The sequence below is a fragment of the Rahnella sp. PD4 genome (assembly GCF_049199325.1).
Lineage (GTDB): Bacteria > Pseudomonadota > Gammaproteobacteria > Enterobacterales > Enterobacteriaceae > Rahnella > Rahnella perminowiae.
Genome location: NZ_JBLZQF010000004.1, coordinates 375,479 through 394,668, shown reverse-complemented (window position 1 = coordinate 394,668; position 19,190 = coordinate 375,479). Strand labels below are relative to the sequence as shown.

The 19,190-nt window shown below is 52.1% G+C and carries 15 protein-coding genes; 13 read left to right on the top strand and 2 right to left on the bottom strand.

What is annotated here, in order from left to right; genetic code table 11:
- The first annotated feature begins 10 nt into the window (after nt 1-10).
- The 10 genes from tssA to kup all read left to right on the top strand — a co-directional run bounded on the left by tssA (nt 11) and on the right by kup (nt 14,501).
- Nucleotides 11-1,075 (top strand): type VI secretion system protein TssA, encoded by a 1,065-nt coding sequence (gene tssA / locus ACOZIO_RS13530; protein WP_129953636.1) that lies wholly within the window; start codon nt 11-13, stop codon nt 1,073-1,075.
- A gap of 8 nt (nt 1,076-1,083) precedes the next feature.
- On the top strand, nt 1,084-1,647 hold the full coding sequence (locus ACOZIO_RS13525; RefSeq protein ID WP_240782851.1) for a type VI secretion lipoprotein TssJ: 564 nt from the start codon (nt 1,084-1,086) through the stop codon (nt 1,645-1,647).
- Nucleotides 1,647-3,041, top strand: a complete 1,395-nt coding sequence (gene tssK, locus ACOZIO_RS13520; protein WP_129953634.1) for a type VI secretion system baseplate subunit TssK — start codon at nt 1,647-1,649, stop codon at nt 3,039-3,041. The genes ACOZIO_RS13525 and tssK overlap by 1 nt, the downstream gene beginning before the upstream one ends.
- Nucleotides 3,038-3,664 carry a DotU family type IV/VI secretion system protein gene (locus ACOZIO_RS13515; RefSeq protein ID WP_129953633.1) on the top strand — a complete coding sequence of 209 codons (627 nt, stop codon included), beginning with the start codon at nt 3,038-3,040 and terminating at the stop codon, nt 3,662-3,664. Before tssK ends, ACOZIO_RS13515 begins: the two co-directional genes overlap by 4 nt.
- Nucleotides 3,665-3,670: 6 nt before the next feature.
- Nucleotides 3,671-7,108, top strand: a complete 3,438-nt coding sequence (locus tag ACOZIO_RS13510; RefSeq protein ID WP_421595389.1) for a type VI secretion system protein — start codon at nt 3,671-3,673, stop codon at nt 7,106-7,108.
- A gap of 45 nt (nt 7,109-7,153) precedes the next feature.
- The gene (tssH, locus tag ACOZIO_RS13505; RefSeq protein WP_129953631.1) at nt 7,154-9,724 is read left to right on the top strand and encodes a type VI secretion system ATPase TssH; all 2,571 of its coding nucleotides are present in this window, start codon (nt 7,154-7,156) and stop codon (nt 9,722-9,724) included.
- A gap of 20 nt (nt 9,725-9,744) precedes the next feature.
- The gene (locus ACOZIO_RS13500; RefSeq protein WP_129953630.1) at nt 9,745-11,079 is read left to right on the top strand and encodes a VasL domain-containing protein; all 1,335 of its coding nucleotides are present in this window, start codon (nt 9,745-9,747) and stop codon (nt 11,077-11,079) included.
- Between the two features lie 159 nt (nt 11,080-11,238).
- On the top strand, nt 11,239-11,589 hold the full coding sequence (locus ACOZIO_RS13495; protein ID WP_205952644.1) for a hypothetical protein: 351 nt from the start codon (nt 11,239-11,241) through the stop codon (nt 11,587-11,589).
- A gap of 98 nt (nt 11,590-11,687) precedes the next feature.
- Nucleotides 11,688-12,458: a hypothetical protein gene (locus ACOZIO_RS13490; protein ID WP_129990978.1), complete on the top strand. Its 771-nt coding sequence runs from the start codon at nt 11,688-11,690 to the stop codon at nt 12,456-12,458.
- A 168-nt stretch (nt 12,459-12,626) separates the two neighbouring features.
- Nucleotides 12,627-14,501, top strand: coding sequence for a low affinity potassium transporter Kup (kup, locus tag ACOZIO_RS13485; RefSeq protein WP_129953628.1), 1,875 nt, complete (start codon nt 12,627-12,629; stop codon nt 14,499-14,501).
- A 45-nt stretch (nt 14,502-14,546) separates the two neighbouring features.
- On the opposite strand, the gene ACOZIO_RS13480 is transcribed toward kup, so the two are convergent.
- Complete coding sequence (locus ACOZIO_RS13480; RefSeq protein WP_336369460.1) at nt 14,547-15,344, bottom strand: hypothetical protein; 798 nt, start codon at nt 15,342-15,344, stop codon at nt 14,547-14,549.
- A 378-nt stretch (nt 15,345-15,722) separates the two neighbouring features.
- Here ACOZIO_RS13480 and ACOZIO_RS13475 point away from each other — a divergent pair, with 378 nt between their 5' ends.
- Nucleotides 15,723-16,610 carry a serine hydrolase domain-containing protein gene (locus tag ACOZIO_RS13475; RefSeq protein ID WP_129990980.1) on the top strand — a complete coding sequence of 296 codons (888 nt, stop codon included), beginning with the start codon at nt 15,723-15,725 and terminating at the stop codon, nt 16,608-16,610.
- 14 nt (nt 16,611-16,624) lie between these two features.
- On the opposite strand, the gene ACOZIO_RS13470 is transcribed toward ACOZIO_RS13475, so the two are convergent.
- Nucleotides 16,625-16,816, bottom strand: coding sequence for a hypothetical protein (locus tag ACOZIO_RS13470; RefSeq protein WP_421595388.1), 192 nt, complete (start codon nt 16,814-16,816; stop codon nt 16,625-16,627).
- Between the two features lie 46 nt (nt 16,817-16,862).
- On the opposite strand from ACOZIO_RS13470, the gene ACOZIO_RS13465 reads away from it, so the two are divergent.
- Entirely contained in the window at nt 16,863-17,861 is a 999-nt protein-coding gene (locus ACOZIO_RS13465; RefSeq protein ID WP_217157113.1) for an ROK family protein, read from the top strand.
- An 87-nt stretch (nt 17,862-17,948) separates the two neighbouring features.
- Nucleotides 17,949-19,121, top strand: a complete 1,173-nt coding sequence (locus ACOZIO_RS13460; RefSeq protein ID WP_129953623.1) for an MFS transporter — start codon at nt 17,949-17,951, stop codon at nt 19,119-19,121.
- Nucleotides 19,122-19,190 lie beyond the last annotated feature (69 nt).

The following is a 19,190-nucleotide window of genomic DNA, read 5'->3' as shown; positions in this document are numbered from 1 at the left end:
GCGTATTGACATGATAATGAATTTTGAGCCATTGCTCGCCCCGGTCAGTGACGAACAGCCCGTTGGCCGCAATATGGAATATGAGCCGATCTATAACGAAATCCGTGAGGCGCGGGAAAGCGATCCTGATTATTTGCCGCAGGGAGAATGGGCTACTCAATTGCGTAAAGCCGACTGGAGCAAAGTCATCCGCTTAAGCTCGCAAGTGTTACAGAAAGAAAGCAAGGATTTGCAGGTCGCCTGCTGGCTGACCGAAGGTCTTGGACAGCAACATGGGATCAGCGGCTTGCTGGACGGTATCGGTTTCCTGATAGCGTTTATGCAAACTTACTGGCAAAAGGGCTGGCCGGAGCTGGATGAAGACGGCGTGATGATCCGTCATGGCATGCTCAATCGTGTGGACCGTCAGCTGGCGCAGATGCTGCATTGTCATCCTCTGTTTGGGCAGCCGGAAAGCACGCTCGATCACTGGCGTAAGGTGCTCGCCTATGAACACCGGGTGACGATGAAACCAGACAGCGCTGCCGAACGGGGCGGTGACGATGATTTCTCTATGGATACCTTCAACCGCTGGGCCGCGACACTGGATCCGCAGAAAGTCGCCGCGCAAAACGAGGTATTAGCCCGACTGGTGACCACGCTGGATACGTTTGAGGTCCTCTATGGTCAGCTGAATCCGCAGGCAGATTCTCTGGCGATGGGGCAGTTGCGCAGCGCAACCGCTGAAATTCAGGAGTATCTGAAACGTCTGTTTGACCGTGCAGCACCGGCTTATGACGATGTGATGACTCTTAACGTATTAACGCCGGAAGAAGATGAACAGAATACTGGCGTCAGTTCACTCATGAATAACACTCAGAAACAAACGATGTCACGGGATCTGGCCATCAGTCAGATGCTGACCATTGCCCATTTTTTTCGTCAGACCGAACCGTCAAGCCCCGTCCCTTTCCTGATGGAGCGAGCGGCGCGTTGGGCTGCCATGACGTTGACCGAATGGCTGGAAGAGATGTTGCAGGATGACAGCAGCATGCGTGATATCAACAACGTACTGAAAGGGCACGGCAGAGAATGAGGGGGAAAATGAGACTGACCGGGCTGGTGCTCGGCGTCATGCTGCTGGCAGGTTGTACATCAGATGATGGGCAAAGCCAACAGAAGGCGATCAGCGAAGTGGCTGCGCCTTTCGCCAGCGGCGCTATTACCCTGCAACTGCGGGCTGAACCCGGGCTGAACAGCCTGAATGATATGGCCAACAGCTGTACGGTATTACTGCTACAAGCTAAGGATAAACCGACGCTGGATAAGATGCTGGATAACCCTGCAATACTGAAAAGTTTGTTTGCCGGTGCAGGCAGTGAAGGCGATGTTTTGCAGGTGGATCGTTACGTCATGATGCCGGGACAAACCAACACGTTGCATATCGATCGCGCCCGGGATACCCGCAATGTGGCGCTGGTTGCGGGCTATTATCCGTTTCCGGTGAAGAAACACATGGTCAGCACAGAGGTGCCGGTGGATGTGGAAAGCACAGGCTGGTGGGAACCCGTCTGGCATGCGCATTTAGCGCCGGTCACGCTCTCCGTCACCTTAGGCAGTGAAAGCATTGTCAGTTCAGATATCCCCGTTGCCGGAGAGAAAAAATAATGTATCCAGAACAACAGCAGATCTACTGGCATTCCGGGCTTTATCTGCAACCGCAGCATTTTCAGTCAATTGACCTGCATTATGAATGGAACCTCGCGGAGCATTTGCGTCTGGCGCAGCCTTATAATTACGGGCTGATTGAGGTCAGCATCAATGAAGCAGCACTGAGCGATTATGTCATCAGTGTCGAGCAGTTCCGTTGTATTTTGCCCGGTGGTACCTTGCTGTCACAGCCCGGTAATAGCCGCGTTGAACAACGTAACTTCCGTGATTTCTGGAAACAGCGCGATCAGCCTCTGACCCTATGGCTGGCTTTGCGCCGTTTCGATCCGCTGCACAGCAATGTCACCACATTGGAAAGAGAGCATGATCGTGCTGTCACGCGTTGGATCAATACCAGCGAAGAGCGGGTGATGAAAGACGTCTATGATCATGCGCCGGACGCTGCAGTGGCCCGCCTGTGCTACAACGTCAGATTGCTGACGGACGTTGAAAAAGATGATGCTGTTGATTGCGAATGCATTCCTCTCACCCGGCTGCGTTATGAAAACGAAAAGGTGTCCCTCGATCCGACATTCTCGCCACCCTCCGTGACGCTTTTTGGATCATTCAGCCTCGGCAAGCTGATAGACACTATTTATTTTGAACTGAGTGCGCGGGCCAGAAAGCTTGAAGAATACAAACGCTCAGAGCGGCTGGTCAGCGATGCCGACCGTGGCGATCAGGTAACACAATTGTTAGCTATGCGCTCCCTTAACCGGGTGCTACCGCAACTGAAAAATTTCTGTCAGGCGCGCCAGGTTCATCCGTGGCATATCTACAATATGTTATGCCAGCTTGTCGGCGAACTTTCCTCATTCAATGACAGCTGCTCCTTTCTGGGAGAGTGGCATGACGGCGAAAATTCGCTGCAAACCTACAATCATCATCAATTGCTGGATTGTTTCGAGAGTGCCCGTAAGACGCTGATCACCCTGCTGAACAGTCTGGTACTTGAAGATAACACGTACATCACGCTGGAAAACGATCTTCAGGGCGTGTTCACCGGCAGCTTTGACAGTGCGCAGAGTAAAAATGCCGAATCAGTACTGCTGCTGTTACGTTCTGCCAATATGCCGATGGAAAATCGTCAGATCAAAAATCCGGGCGGTATCAAACTGGCCTCGCCAAAAATGATTGAACTGCTGATCCAGCATGCTCTTCCGGGCATTCCGGTAATACATTGTCCACAGCCTCCGCGTGGTGTGCCAAACCGCAGCGATTCACATTATTTCCTGGTCGAGCAGGACAGTGAATTGTGGAATAAAGCCCGCCAGCACAGCAAAATTTCCTTCTACTGGCCTGATATGCCGGAAGATCTTCAGGTACAGATTATATTTGTGGTGCCCTCATGATGAGTTTGCTGAATTGTTATTTACCGTTGTTTCGTTATGTGACGGCATTTTTTATTCATCCGCAGGAATATCCGGATTACAGTGCATTTCGCGAAAAAAGCATTTCCTTATTACAACAGGCGCTGCTTGAGTCAGAACGTCATCATGAATCCGGAGAATGTCAGGATGCTTATTTCGCGGTGGTGCTTTGGGTGGATGAGCGGGTACTAAGATCCCGCGCGGACTGGGTGAAAGAATGGCGAAGTAATCTGCTGCAGAAATATTATTTTGATATTTCTGTGGGGGGCGAAGCATTTTTCGAAAGGCTGGATGGAACGGATAAAAACAATATTCCACTGAGAATGGTGTATCTGTTTTGTCTGCTGATGGGCTTCCACGGAAAATATACCGCGCAGGATGCACAGCTTTTGCAGCAACGCATCGAAGATGAGCGGCAGTGCTTGCCGCAAGCCTGGCGACAGTGGCCGAACGATGCCTTGCTGGTTGAACAGGAGGCTGGCGGCGATGATAAAAATAAAACGATAGTGAAAAAGCTCCGCCAGCGTAAAGGATTGTTGCTCACACTGCCTGTGATCACCTATTTAGTGATTTTGTCCACCGGCTTAGGAATATTTTCCAGGTAAACCACTATGTTTAAAAAATTACTTTCCTTTGTCGCATGGACACTATTTCTGTGCCTGTTATTTATTGTTTGCGTCGTAATGTCTGTTGCTTTGGGACAGACTCTTTTGCATGCATTACTACTCTGGCTGATATTGATTCTCGTCGTTTTATTTTCCCGGTTTATCTGGGGTTCGGTTTCCGGTATTGCCCAGGTAAAATATATCTCCTCCCTGAAGTCAAAATTTAAACTCACCCGGCTGGAATATGTTTTATTCGAACACTGGAAAACCGGTGCCGCAGTCATTAAGCGCATCAGAAGACGCAAACAACCGCTCCCCTGGTTTGTACTGACTGGTGGACGAAGCGGTAAAACGACGCTGATGGCCGGTGCAGGATTGCCGCTGTTTTCCAATGAGCCTGAAAGCTCCCTGGTGGTACCGACACGGACCTTACGCTGGTGGTTTTTTCGCTCTGTGGGTTTTCTCGATCTCTCCAGCCATTTTCTGAGTAAAACGCCAGCCTTCGAGCGAGGCTGGTTACGTCTGGTGAACTGGTGTGCCCGCCTGCCGGCGCCAGCTGGCATCGTGGTGTGTGTGTCGGTCAGTGAGTTGCTCGAAAAAGATGACGCCGAACTGCATCTGCATGCGCGGCATATCCGTACGCAGATTGAACCTCTGGTCAGTAAAGTCAGACGCCGCCTGCCGGTATACCTGTTTATCACCTGCTGTGATCGGGTACCGGGTTTCAGCAACTGGGCCCATAAACTTTCCGCCGCACAGCGGGAGCAACCGCTCGGTTACTACTGGCGCTATTCCCCTATCGTCGATGGGAAAGATCCGGCCTTGCTGGACCCGCTGTTTACCTGTGTGAAAGACGGACTGGATAAAGTCCGTGTCAGCATGCTTTCCGGCGGTGAACCGGATGGCGACACGTTGGCGCTGATGGACTTTCCGGAGCAACTGCCCCAATTGCAACCCGCACTGCAACGTTACCTGGCCGCCTTGTGTGAGCCGGACGTTTATTTTCAACCCGCGGCGCTGGGTGGCATCTGGTTTACTGCCACCGAACCCGTCAGCAAAAACAGTGCTTCACGTCAGGCTTTCTTTATCCATGACCTGATGACGCGGTTATTGCCAGCACTCAGCCGTCAGCGTGAAATTGAACCTGTCGGTTTTGGCCGTCGTTATCTGCACAAATGGGGCGCGATGACATTCAGTGCGCTGGCGATCACTTATCTGCTGATTGGTGGTTATTTCACCCGTTGCCTTACTGAGGGTACGCCGGCACAAATGGATGTCGCGGCGCAGGTTCAGCAGCTTGAGAACATCGAAAACTGGCATACGCATCCGCTGAAATATTTTCCTTTTGTCCCCGTTCTCAACCATCGTCATGAGCAGCTTGAGGCCAGCATTCTTGCTGCATCTGTACGCGATAAAGTGAATCTGAATGAGATAGCCGATAATTACCAGCGGCAGTTTACAGATGCCGTTCCACAGCAAAAACGCGTAATGATTCTGGACCTGGCAAGGACGCTTATCACCAAACAGGCCATGTGGGAAAAACAGCCCGTCAGTGAGCTGATGAAACAGGCACCGGTTCCGGCGGCGCTCAGCATGACGGGGGCGACGGTGCCTTTATCACATCAGCAGGACGTGGTGCTGCAACGGGCGCTGCTACAGCTGCCGGAAGGGGGCCAGCAACTGACGGTATTGCGTGAATTGCTGGGCCGTCTGGTCAACAGTGATCCACAGATGGCATGGCTGATAGCCCCTTCAGACGATCTGATGCCGGTGAGTGTGACGGATTTCCTGCCCTCCTCTGAGGACATAACGCAGGTCAGCGGTCTGTGGACCCTGCAGGGCACTGCGCAAATTCAGGGCTGGCTGGAGGATATCCGCCGTGCAGGGGGTGAGCAGGTTCCGATGCCTGAACTGGCAGCCTTTGAACAGCGCTGGCCTGACCTGCGTCAGACGCAATGGATGACGTTGATGCTGGCGATGAACCGGCAAGCCGCCCCTGTGCTGACCAGTGAACAGTGGCAAACCGCGTTGATTGCAATCGACCAGGGTAACAGCCCGTCGATGAAATTTGCCCGTTATGTGAATGAACAACTCGGGGATATCAGCACTCAGGATGCCGCGCAGTGGTTGCGCGAGCTACGCCGGTTGAATCAGTTACAAACCATGTCGGCACAGGGCGCGCGGGTTCCACATATCAGCAAAATCCAGCAATTCATTCAGAAGAAAATTTCAGTGTTGCTGAAAACCGACAGCAAAACGCTGACACCGGTGCTTTCCGATCTCAATGTGAAAAACTGGAGTGCCTGGAAAACCAGCCTGAATGCGGCGGTTTCGGATGTATTTGCCACTCCGAAAAGCAGCGATCGCCTGACCCGCGGGTTGTTCCAGACCGGTGCGGCGGGAGACAGCAATCCTTTACAACTGCTGGACAGCCGTTTCAACGTGCTGCGTAAAAGCTTATCTGCGGAACGGGACGATTTTGCCACCAACGCGGTCTGGACGCTCTATCAGAACGATGCACACTGGCTGGTTGCACATGCTATGCAGCGTTCTGCCTGCTGGCTTGAGCAACAGTGGAAAAGCCGGGTGCTATGGCCGATGGAAAATAACGCCAGCCGTCTGGAATATGAGGAGCAACAGGATTTGGCATGGCAATACCTGTCTGATTTTATTCGCGGGCCGGCAAAAAGTGTGCTGGTGGTTGAAGACAACGGGCCAAAAGCAGGCGAGTTCAACGGACAGACGCCGGGACTGACGCCGGAATTTCTGCGAATGGTCAATCATGTTCTGCGTCCGGATGATGTGCTGGCGATGCCTGAACGTGAAAATACCCGCAATGACGATGCACTGGCCTCGCTGAAAGATGAACAAACCGATCTGGAGTCACAAATGGCGGAACTGGAAGCTAAACCGCTGGAACTGACCCTCAAAAGCCTGCCAGCCACCATTCCGGGCGGAGCACGACTGATGCCGGTGGGCACCCGCCTGACGCTGTTTTGTGATGAGCAGCAGTGGAAGCTAAACAGCATGAACTTCAGCGAGCAGGCGACATTCCGCTGGCGTCCTGGTCACTGTAGCCGCGCCACACTGATGATCAATTTCCCCGGTTTTGACCTGACTTATGAATATTTCGGAGACGCCGCCTGGCCGGATTTTCTGCACGATATTTCAGACGGGCAACGCCGCTTTAAAGCAGAGGATTTTCCTGATGAATCCGCGCAACTGGCAGTTCTGGGCATCAGGGAAGTCATGGTGCGTTATCAGTCCGGTCCACAGAACGCCCTCCAGGAACGCTGGCAACAGTGGCAGGCACTCAGTCAGGCGCTGAATGTTAATGCCCAGGCTCAGCAGGAGGCCAGCAGCAGAAAAGCGGAAAAAAAACGACCAACGGCATTGAAGAGCGCGTTCTCACAACTGCCTGTCCGTATCACCGAATGTCACTGAATGCCTGATTCAGGGCACGATTGTAAAAAATAAACGGGATTATTTATGGGTAATTACCTGAAGAAGATTGTTGAGAAAATGAATGTCGAAGCCCGTGAGTGCCTTGACGCTGCGATCAGCCTTGCCGTCAGCCGTACGCATCACGAGGTAGACATTGAGCATTTACTGCTTGCACTGGTGACCCGTAATCCTGCGCTGATTGAGCAACTCTGCCTGGATGCGGGCTTGCGTGGCGATACGCTGATTGATGCGCTGAAAATCAGCCTCAATCATCTGCGTAGCGGCAATACCCGTAGCCCGGTATTGTCAGAATTGCTGGTCGAACATCTGGAGAAGTCCTGGCTGCATGCCAGTGCCTGTTGGCAGCAAACAGAACTGCCGGTACAGGCCTTACTGGGTAGCCTGATTACCAGTGAAAAAGACAATCAGAACCCCCTGTCACCCGCCTTACAACAGGCACTACTGTGTCAGGCTGAACGTGCTGACCGGTTGTTGCATGATGCCTGCAGACCGGAACAGGCCACGAATCATCCTGCTGCACCCCGTCACACCGCTGATTCAGCGGTGATGAAATTCACCCGAAACCTGACTGAAGAGGCGCGTCATTCGGCGCTGGACCCTGCGCTGGGGCGAGAGCAGGAAATTCGTCAATTGATCGACGTGCTGTTACGCCGCCGTCAGAACAATCCTGTGCTGACGGGTGAACCGGGCGTGGGAAAAACAGCTCTGGTTGAAGGACTGGCGCAACGGATTGTGGACGGCACCGTACCGCAAGCGTTGAGGGAAATGGAAATTTTGTCGCTGGATATGGGATTGCTGCAGGCCGGTGCCAGCGTAAAAGGCGAATTTGAAAACCGTCTGCAAACCTTGCTGCGTGAAGTAAAAGAGTACCCGTCTGCGGTTATTCTGTTTATTGATGAGGCGCATACGCTGATTGGCGCTGGCGGTCAGGCAGGGCAAAATGATGCCGCAAACCTGCTTAAACCGGCGCTGGCGCGCGGGGAAATGCGCGTGGTGGCAGCTACCACCTGGGCTGAATACAAAAAATACTTTGAGAAGGATGCCGCGCTGGCGCGTCGTTTTCAGGTGATCAAAGTGGCGGAACCTGATGAAGAGACCGCCACCGCTATGCTGCGGTCGCTGAAACCGGCACTCAGCAAACATCATGGCGTACAGATCCTCGAAAGCGCGCTGGTGGCTGCTGTTCGTCTCTCCAGCCGTTATATTTCTGGCCGCCAGTTGCCGGACAAATCCATAAGCCTGCTGGATACTGCCTGCGCCCGTGTGGCGATTTCTCAGTGCCATGAGCCCAAAGAGATCGAAGATCTCAATGCGATGATCAGCAACATTCACACTGAACGGGAAAGTCTGCTGAAAGAGGGCGATAACCACCCGCGGATAAAATGGCTGGATCAGCGGGAAAGCGAACTGACGCAAAATCTGGAGGCATTGCTGCCGGTCTGGCATCAGCAACAACACATCGTGGCGCAGATTAATCGTATTGAGGATGTGACGCAGATTGCCGCATTGCGCGCACAACTCGCTGAGATGCATAAAGATCAGGCGCTGGTGTATGACTGTGTGGATGCGACCTGTGTCGCAGATGTGATTGCCGGATGGACCGGCATCCCGCTGGGCCGGATGATGGAAAAAGAACAGCAACAACTCGGCGATCTGGTCGCACGTCTGGAGAGCCGGGTGATCGGGCAATCCCATGCATTAGCGGACATTGCGCAGCAAATCCGCATCGGTCGCGCCAATCTTGCGGATCCGGTTAAGCCCACCGGCGTCTTTATGCTGGCCGGGCCTTCCGGCGTCGGCAAAACAGAAACGGCGCTGGCCTTGTCGGAACTGCTTTTCGGCGGTGAACAAAGTTTAATTACCATCAATATGTCTGAATATCAGGAAGCTCATTCAGTGTCTGGCCTGAAAGGTTCCCCGCCCGGGTATGTGGGTTATGGACAGGGCGGAGTGCTGACCGAGGCGGTACGTCGTCGGCCGTACAGTGTAGTCCTGCTCGATGAGGTGGAGAAAGCCCATCCGGATGTGATGGAAATTTTCTATCAGGTATTTGATAAAGGTGTGATGGAAGACGCCGAAGGCCAACTGATCAATTTCCGTAATACCTTGATTATTCTGACCAGTAACCTGGCAAGCGATCGGGTGATGGCTGCCTGCGCTGCCGGAAACAACGATCAGAAAGCACTGACGGCACTCCTGCGGCCTGAATTCGATCAATATTTCCGTCCTGCACTGATGGGACGCCTGCAACTGATCCCTTATCTGCCTGTCGTGGGTGAAACACTGGCAAAAATCATCCGTCTCAAAATCGATAAAGTGTGTAAACGTTTCAGCCGTGCGGGTGAAGGTAACTCCTCCCTGAGCTACAGCGAAAAAGTGGTGGATTTCATCGCCAGCCGTTGCCAGGTCGAGCAAAGCGGGGCCCGCGAAATTGATGCCGTGCTGAACCGGGAGTTGCTGCCACTCCTCACCGACCGTTTACTGGCGGTTGAGAGTAAAGCCGATATCCGCCTGCAACTCGGCGTCAGTAAAGGTCAGCTCACATTGTCCAGACAGCCTGCCGCGAAAAATTCAGTGGCTAAACAACCTGTCTGAACGGCAGGAAGAGGATAATCATGAAAAACAGGGTGAATTTACGCGCGTTAAAAATTAACGGCCATGATCCGCGCCTCAGCAAATCGTTTCTGTTGCTGAGCAGTGAGCTGAGCCATCTGAGCGGAAATCTGCCGGCAAAACTGGACTGGCATCTGCTGGAAGAGCGTTGTTTTCAGCTTTTTCATGAATATGGTTATGATCTGCAAAGCGGCATGTGGTTTTGTCTCATCAGTCTGCGGCTTAAAAGCTGGAAAGGACTGGCGCTGGCGCTCGAACTGCTGTCAACGGCGTTTACTCACAACAGCCAGCGTTGCTGGCCGCCGGTGACTGCCGTTCAACAGCGTCAGCAACTGATCGACTGGTTCAATGCCAATGTGGCGACACATATCTATACGCTGGAGTACGGGCCGGAAAACAGTGGTGAGATGCGTCAGGTAGAGAGAAGCATTGGTGTTTTGTGCAGTCAGTCAAAAAACCTGCAGTCACGCAGCCATGATTCACTCAATAATCTGCATTATTTCCTGCAAGTCCGCTGCCGTTCCGTGCCGTATCCTGTTCCACCCAAAGTGGCGAAAATCTTGCCGGTTGCGGAGGAAAATACACCGCAACCCGTCAATGAGAAGAAAGCAACGCAGGCGGTGGCCGACATGATATCCGCTGCCGAACCACCAGAAATACAACTGGCTCCTGAACCGCGTCCGCGTCCGTTATTGTGGGCATCGGGGGGAATGGCGGCGGGTATAGCGGTTTGTGTCGTGGCAGTAGCGCTCTGGTCTTCATCACAAACACTAAGCTTGAGTGAAAAGCTGAGTTTGCCCTTAATGGCGTTACAACATAGTGAACGTCAGTTGAATGATGCCTGGGAGAATGCTCCTGCATCTGACCTGAATGCACAAAAAGAGGCGGTGTTAGCCCATGCCGCACCGGTTCTGTCGTGGATCAGTGAGCAACCCGCAGATATGCTGCTGCGTCAGGGCGAGATATTATCCGACCATCTGGAAAAGGTGTATCCGGATAATGAATACAGCGCGCAATGGCGTCGTACTTTACAGGAAAAAGCAGGTGATATTCCGGCGCTCGATGGTTATGTGCTGGCTAACAAACATCTTGATGAACTTGAAGCCCGGCTGCTGAATGCTGAAAAGAAGCACAGTCAATATATGACTGTGTCGGAGTTGAAAACGGCGGTATATCAAATTCGTCAGGATTTGCAACGCAATGGTACCAGCGCGGAAACACTATTGTGGACGATCGGGCAGGATAAGGAAAATCATCGGGAAGTGAATCCGGCCTTGTTAAAACAATTTACACAAAGAGTTGATGCATTGAATGCGTACCGTTTCGGAGTTAAATAATGGCCTGAGTATTGACATTTTTTTATTTACTTCCCTGCGCATTATTTTTCACGGAAAACAGGTAACAGGTTATTTTTTCCAAGGGTAACTTTATAAGCAATGCCATGCCACTACGCCAGTTAAACCAGAAGTTTGTCTTACAATGCTATCAATAAGGATATGATGATGCATCCAGCTGAAGAAAGATTGAAAACACTTTTACCCTTTATTATTAACAATGCTAAACAGCAGATTTATATTGCTCTCAAGGCACTGGGAAGAAGTAAATTATCAGATGACACCAAAAAAATCTTAAAAGAATTATTGAATGAAGATAGTTCTGCCACAGTGAAAAAACTGATCCGTTCGGTGGATAAGATTAAAAGAAAGATGGCGAATTTATCACCAGAACACTTTGATCTTGCAGAAGAGTTGTATGAGTCCGGAGAAGATACGATCGGGTACGTTAAAGCTACAGCCCTGAACCCCCAGGAAAATCTCATGCTTTACGTATTATTGGTGGGCATATAGTGATTTGATCTGTAGTTTGGTTAAAAATAAAAAGTTGGAATATTTCTGATGTTTTCCCTGCTGATCTGGACGGGGTATTAATACCCCGGACGATAGATTTGCTGAATGCTGCTTATCTGTTAGGGAATGATTATATCATCTACGTTACGAATATTATTAATGAGATAAGGTTAAGTTTATTGAAAATATTTAATCAGGTAACGATTATGCGGGACCTTGAAAGTCCTGGTCTTAAAACCAAGGAGAATATGTTTTCATGGGAGGAAAATGCTGAAGTGCATCCGCATCTGAAAGCATGTTATCCTTATGGGATGGGTAAGGATAACAACTTTAATAAATTAGCCGGGTGCTGCTGGCAGGTATATAAAAAATCAAAATTCATCTACGGTCCAATACGTATTGGCAGAGCCAGTGATTTATGGAAACCTGAGATTTTGGCAAAGTATTGTATAGCTAAAGGTGATACTTTATGGGCTAAACATACCCGGGGAAATGTTTTGGTCATGGATAAGTGGGCCGCCACTGTTAATGATGCCTGGGTGTTGGGGGGAATACACAGATATGCTGATTTTCATCTTATGTCTTATCTATCGCCCGGGAATTTGTGGAATTATGAATGCGCTTACCATATCGTAACAGCCAGAGAAATATTAGGGTTGCTCAGTTTCAGCTATGAAATGACCCGGCAATCCAACACCATTATTCTCAAATGTATGAGACGGGATCTTGCTTCGAACGCTGATCTGCGCGCTTATGCATCCCTTATGAAAAAAGAAGCCGCTCTGGGGACCTCATCAATCAATAAGTTATTAACTGAACCTGTGAAAGGTTTATACCGAGATATTATCCAAAACCCCGCACGCAGATAGAGTCCTGGTAGTCTGTAGACATGTAGGCCATGTTTGTAAGTGAATACCTGATATATAAGACAATAATGAATGTAACCGTTTCATATTGGGCCTGAGATCCTCCCGCGAAGCAGCTATACTCTTTTGGTGGGACGACCAACGTCGTCCCCGGAAATTGTGAAGCCACTCATGAAGCAAACAAAAAATAAATCATCGCTGCTGACTGTAACAGTGGCTTGTATCGGTGTCGTGTATGGCGATATTGGTACCAGCCCGTTGTATACCCTACGTGAATGCCTGACCGGACAGGCGGGCATTACCATGACACAAAGCTCTCTCTTCGGTTTTTTGTCCTTAATTTTCTGGCTGCTGATGCTGGTGGTTTCCGTCAAATACATCAGTTTTGTGATGCGCGCCGACAATGGCGGTGAGGGCGGGATCCTGACCCTGATGGCACTGGCGATCCGCAATCTCAATCCGCGTTGGATCCCCTTCATTATGTTTATCGGGCTGGTTGGCGGCAGCTTTTTCTATGGTGATGGTGTTATCACGCCCGCCATCTCGGTGCTTTCGGCTATTGAAGGGCTGGAAATTATTGAGCCGTCATTAGACCGCTTTATCATTCCATTTTCCATTGCCGTCCTGACGCTGCTGTTTTTTATTCAGAAAAATGGTACCGGCAGCGTAGGGAAAATTTTCGCTCCGGTGATGGTTATATGGTTTCTCACCCTCGGGGCGCTGGGTATCAGCGGGATCGTGCATAATCCGCAAGTATTGCAGGCGCTCAATCCTTACTGGGCGATGCATTTCTTTGTGGAATTTAAAACAGTCTCTTTTTTCGCGCTCGGTATGGTGGTGCTTTCAGTTACCGGCGGCGAAGCGCTTTATGCAGATATGGGGCATTTTGGTAAGAAACCCATCCGCATCGCCTGGTTTATACTGGTCGGGCCCTCGCTGGTGATGAATTATTTCGGGCAGGGTGCGTTATTACTCAGCGAACCTGAGACCATTAAGAATCCGTTTTTCCTGCTGGCACCTGACTGGGCGCTCGTTCCGCTGTTAGTGCTGGCCACGCTGGCGACCGTTATTGCCTCACAGGCGGTGATTTCGGGGGTGTTCTCCCTGACGCGTCAGGCTGTGCGCATGGGCTATTTGCCTCCTATGCGCATTATTTACACCTCGGATGTGGAGTCCGGTCAGATCTACATTCCGGTTGTCAACTGGCTGCTGTATTTCGCCGTACTGATTGCGATCGTCAGCTTCCGGCATTCCAGCAACCTCGCCTCGGCGTATGGCATTGTAGTCACCGGTACGATGGTGATCACGTCTGTGTTGATCGGCATTGTGATGATCAAAAATTGGGGATGGAAACGTTGGGCAGGTGGCCTGGTGATTATGGCGATGCTGCTGATTGATGTGCCGTTGTTTGCTGCCAACCTGAGCAAACTTTTCTCGGGGGGCTGGCTGCCGGTAACAATTGGTGTGGCTATTCTGGTGATTATGCTGACCTGGAAAACGGAACGTTCGCGGTTGTTGCGCCGCCTGCGCCAGGATCCGGAAGCGCTGGAGGCGCTGATTACCTCACTTGAAAAATCGCCGCCACAACGGGTGCCGGGAACGGCTGTAGTCATGTCGCGCGGGCAATATGAAGTGCCGCTGGTGTTGCTGCACAACCTCAAACACAACAAGATTCTGCATGAGCGCGTGGTGCTGCTGACCATCGTAACGGAAGATGTACCCTATGTGCATAACGTCCAGCGGGTCATTATCGAGCAACTTTCACCGGCATTCTGGCGGGTTATTGCCCGTTATGGCTGGAGGGAGAAGCCGAATGTGACAGATATCCTTTATCGCTGCGGACTGGAAGGGCTTAAAAGCAACATGAATGAAACCTCATTTTTCATGTCGCGTGACACGTTTATTCTTGGTGAACCGCGTCCGTGGTACCTGAAGGCGCGCGGAAAACTGTTCCAGGTATTGCAGCGAAACTCACTACGCGCGCCGGAACATTATCATATTCCGCCAAACCGGGTGATTGAACTGGGTGCGGTAGTGAAATTCTGAGGAAAGTCACCACCGGTGCATCAGGCACCGGCAGCAGAAACCGGGTTAAGCTTGAGGAGTAGAAGTAAGATCAGTGATGACAGGCGTTGCAGAACCCTGCGTCGCTTGTGATGTCTGCGACTGAGTGGTCGGTGTCAGTTCGGTAACTTGCGGCGTTTGGGTTTGCTGAGTTGTCACCGGCGCAGCAGGCGTTGCGGCTTGCGTTTGCTGAGTTGTCACCGGCGCGGCAGGCGTTGCGGCTTGCGTTTGCTGAGTTGTCACCGGCGCGGCAGGCGTTGCCGCTTGCGTTTGCTGAGTTGTTACCGGTGCAGCAGGTGTTGCGGCTTGCGTTTGCTGAGGGGTTACCGGCGCAGCAGGCGTTGCGGCTTGCGTCTGTTCTGCTGTGACAGGATCTTCAATTTGTTTCGGCATGCTCGGAACGGGTTCTGCCGGAATCGATTCTGATTTAGGCTTAGGAACCGGTGTTGAGGCACGGACGAGGAAGGTGGGTTTAAGGTTTGCAACAGAATAGGTCACGTGGCTTATCGCATCCCGGGATGTTGCAACGTCGACAGGTGAAATGGTCACGCGGCCAATCAGTGAACGCGCATAACCGCCAACTTTATGTTTACCCTCAGGAAGTTGTACTTCCATGCTCTCACCAATTCCAAGAGCACCGGCATCTTTACCATCAATGGTCACATACAGTTTGGTACCATCATCGGTTTTCGTCGGGATGTGCGTTACGGTCACCCGTGTGGAGCCAAAATCGAAAGCCGGTGCCTGATCGGCGGTTTTCGATTTTGCACATCCTGTCAGGGTTAAAACAGCTGCCACGGCAACCAGGGTGAAACGATAACTCATAATGCGACGTCTTCCTTTAAGGGATTTTTGTGATCTGCGTATCAATATACCCGATCTGCGGTCAGAGATGAATGTGCATGCCGGGAACTCAGAGGAGTCCGTTATCCGTTTTACTGACGAAATCACTGATCATCTCCGCCCAACGCGGTTAACTTCGCCCGCCCTCATCATAACCGGTATGCTGAATTTTGCCCCGCCAGACAGTAAAAGCCATTGGAAAAGACCTTACAGAGGTCACCTGAAGGAGAACTTTCGGTTGAAGCGCTTCGTTGAATTGGGTATTTTCATGTAAATCAAGAGCATAAAATAACAGTTACGCCGAAGGCATTAATTTTCACCGGGTGCCTGCCTGCTTTCTTTCTTGTGATGAGGTTAGTCATGCATAAATTCCATTCTTATTGTATTTCAGCCTCGGGGGAAGAAAGGGGGGAAGGAAATTTTGACGCCCGCTTCCCTTACTGGAGTTTCACCAAAACCGCGATAGCGATTTGCGCACTGAAGCTTTGTGAACGCGGTATCTTGCAACCTGACAGCCCTGTCGACGGTGCAGCGTATACGCTGCGGCAACTGCTTAACCACACAGCCGGATTGCCGGATTACGGCACGCTGAAAGCCTATCACGACGCCGTCGCCGCCGGTGAGCAACCCTGGGATCGTCAAACATTGCTCAGTGCCGCCCTGGCTCAGGGTATGCTGTTTGCACCCGGCGAAGGCTGGTCCTATTCCAATGTAGGTTACATGCTGGTACGTGAGCAGATTGAAGCCGCGTCTGGCCTGGATCTTGCGCAACTTGTCGCAGAGATTATCTCAACACCACTCGGGCTTAACAGCATTTCTCTTGTCACCACACGCGAACAATTTGCCCAACTACACTGTGAGGCTGCCGGAAAGTACCATCCGGGCTGGGTGTATCATGGCTGTCTGGCAGGGAATGTGCGGGACGCCGCCCGACTATTGCACGGCTTATTCACCGGAAAACTCCTTAGCGCCGCATGGCTTGCCGAAATGCGGGTGACATATCCGCTCGGGGGCGCTCTTGAGGGCCGGCCGTGGACGGCATGCGGCTACGCGCTCGGATTGATGAAGGGCGCTATGGGAAAGGCCGGGCGCTCAGCCGGTCACTCCGGCGGCGGCCCGTCGTGTGTTAACGCGGTCTATCATTTCCCCGATCTCAGCGAACCGGTGAGCGGCGCCTGCTTTACTGACGGACATGACGAAGGGGAAGCCGAGACAGAACTCGTCAGACTTGTGCAAAACGTCAGATAAAGTGGGGAGGGTATTCAGACCAGGGGTTCATGACTGTAAATACACAGTTTATTGCCGTCGGCATCGCGGAAATACGCGCCATAATAATCCGCATGGTAATGCGGGCGTAAACCCGGTGCCCCTTCGTCCGTTGCGCCATGGGCAATCGCGTATGCATAGATCCGGTCTACAGCCTGACGTGACGTTGCCAGTAAGGCCGCCTCCACTTTGTGCTAAATTACCCTTCATTCTTACCCGTATCCCCGAGGCAATATGTTTACTCCGCTCAACCGTACTACCCGTGAAATGAAGATCAATAATGTGGTGATGGTCACTAATGCATTGAAATCACTGGGCTCGGCGACAAAAGCGGATTTGGCGGTTGCCACCGGACTGAGTATTGCGACATGTGGCGCGGTGCTTAATGAACTGAGTCTGCGTCATGAAGTCATGGCGCTGGAAATGGAGGTTTCACGTGGCGGGCGTCCGGCGCAGCGCTATGCATATAACCCGGATTTCTTTTCCGTACTGAGCCTGTACGCGCAGGGCAGTGATGCGGCGGCGCAGATTATCTGGTCGGTAAATTCAGCCACAGGTGAAAGCCTGGCTCAGGGCGAGGTACGCTTTTTGCCGCTGACGCTGGCAAGGTTTTATCAGCAGATCGAATCCCTGCTGGCAGATTACCCGAATATCAAAGCGTTGGGCGTAGGATTGCCGGGTGTAGTGGTGAAAGGCACCGTTGCAACCTGTGATATCACTGCGTTTGCTGGCGTTGCCATTGAGCAACAGTTGCGTGAGCGGCTTGGTCTGTACGTGCAGGTCGATAATGACATGAACTACACCGCCTGGGGATTTTACCGCAGCAGTTGTGCGGGCGTTACCGCGCCGGTGGCCTACGTTTTTAAACCGGATGTCCCGTGTCTCGGATGTGGAATGGTGATTAATGGCCAGGTGTTGCAGGGCGCGAGCCAGTTTGCCGGTGAGGTCTCCAATCTGCCGTTTGAACACATGAACACGCTGCCGGTCGCGGAGGAAATGGCCAAAGTGATTGTGTCACTGACGGCAATTATCAACCCGGCTACCATTGCGCTATCCGGCCCTAAAATCAGCGCCGCGCTGATGCCGCAGCTGGCTGAACTTTGCCGGCAGTATATTCCTGTTCAACATATGCCTGAGCTGATTTACCGGCCTTCCATGCGTCAGGATTATCTGCGAGGCATCACTGAACTGACCTTGCATAATTATAATTTGCACGTCGCTTTCGGCGAGTGATCCGCATTGACTTTGTTTTGCAGGCATCTCTATACTGAGTAGTTATTAAAAGACTTTTAATAACTAATTTCTTGCCGGGAGAATCTGATGTCACTGTCATCTGAAATAGAAAGTCTGAACTCGCATGCCGGAAGCCCTGCCCGACGCATCGCTACACGGGCGATTTTTTTTGTTACCGGTATGGCGATGGGGTTGTGGGCAGCGCTGGTGCCTTATGCGCAACTGCGTACGCATTCCGAAGCGGGTGATCTCGGCTTACTGCTGCTGTGCCTGGGCGCCGGATCACTGTTGTCGATGCTCGGTTCCGGGCGGATTATTGGCCGGTTCGGCTGCCGTGCGGTCATTGTAGCCGCTGTGGTGTTGTATTGCCTGATGTTACCGGTGCTGGCGGTTTTTAGTGATATCTGGCTGCTGGCGCTGAGCCTGTTTATTTTCGGTATGGGTATTGGCCTGGCGGATGTCGCGGTCAATGTGCAGGGAACGCTGGTCGAACAGGCCGCGGATAAACCGCTGATGTCCGGCTTTCACTGCCTGTGGAGCGTCGGCGGGATCGCCGGAGCCGGTGGCGGCGCGTTATTGCTCAGTGCGGGCATCACGCCGCTCGGCAGCACGTTTTTTGCCGTGGCGCTGGTTGTCATCGTGACCGCCTGGTCTTTTCGCGGCATGTTACCGTTTGGCGCGCATGAGGAAGAAGGGGCTGAGGGCAAACCCAAAGCGAGGCCGAATTTTCGTCTCGTGCTGATGGCCGTGATGGCGATGATTTGCTTTATGGCCGAAGGCGCGGTGCTCGACTGGGGCGGCGTGTTTCTGACCCGTGAACGCGGGCTGGCGCTGGAACATGCGGGCTGGGGTTTTGCGGTGTTTGCTGTCGCGATGTCGCTGATGCGCCTGACCGGCGATGTGATTGTCAGCGCATTGGGGCGTAAACGTATACTGGTGGCAGGCGGTATTCTGGGGATCGCAGGTTACCTGATGGTGGTACTGTTACCGGGCTGGATCCTGCCATTATGCGGTTTTGCGCTGGTCGGTATCGGGGCGGCAAATATCGTTCCGGTGCTGATTACGCTCGCCGGTCAGGAGAAAGTGATGCCGGTAAATATGTCTGTGGCGATGGTCGCGACGCTCGGGTATCTCGGCGTGCTGGGCGGGCCGGCGCTGATTGGTTTTATCGCGCATTTATCCAGTCTGTATGTGGCATTTTCAGCCGTGGCGGCTGCGTTCCTTATCATTACGTTCGGCGCATACAAACTGAAATATTGATTATTTTTTAAGACTGAAGATTTAGAACTGAGTGGCAAATTTGCCAGCTGGCGTCTGAACCCCGCCAGC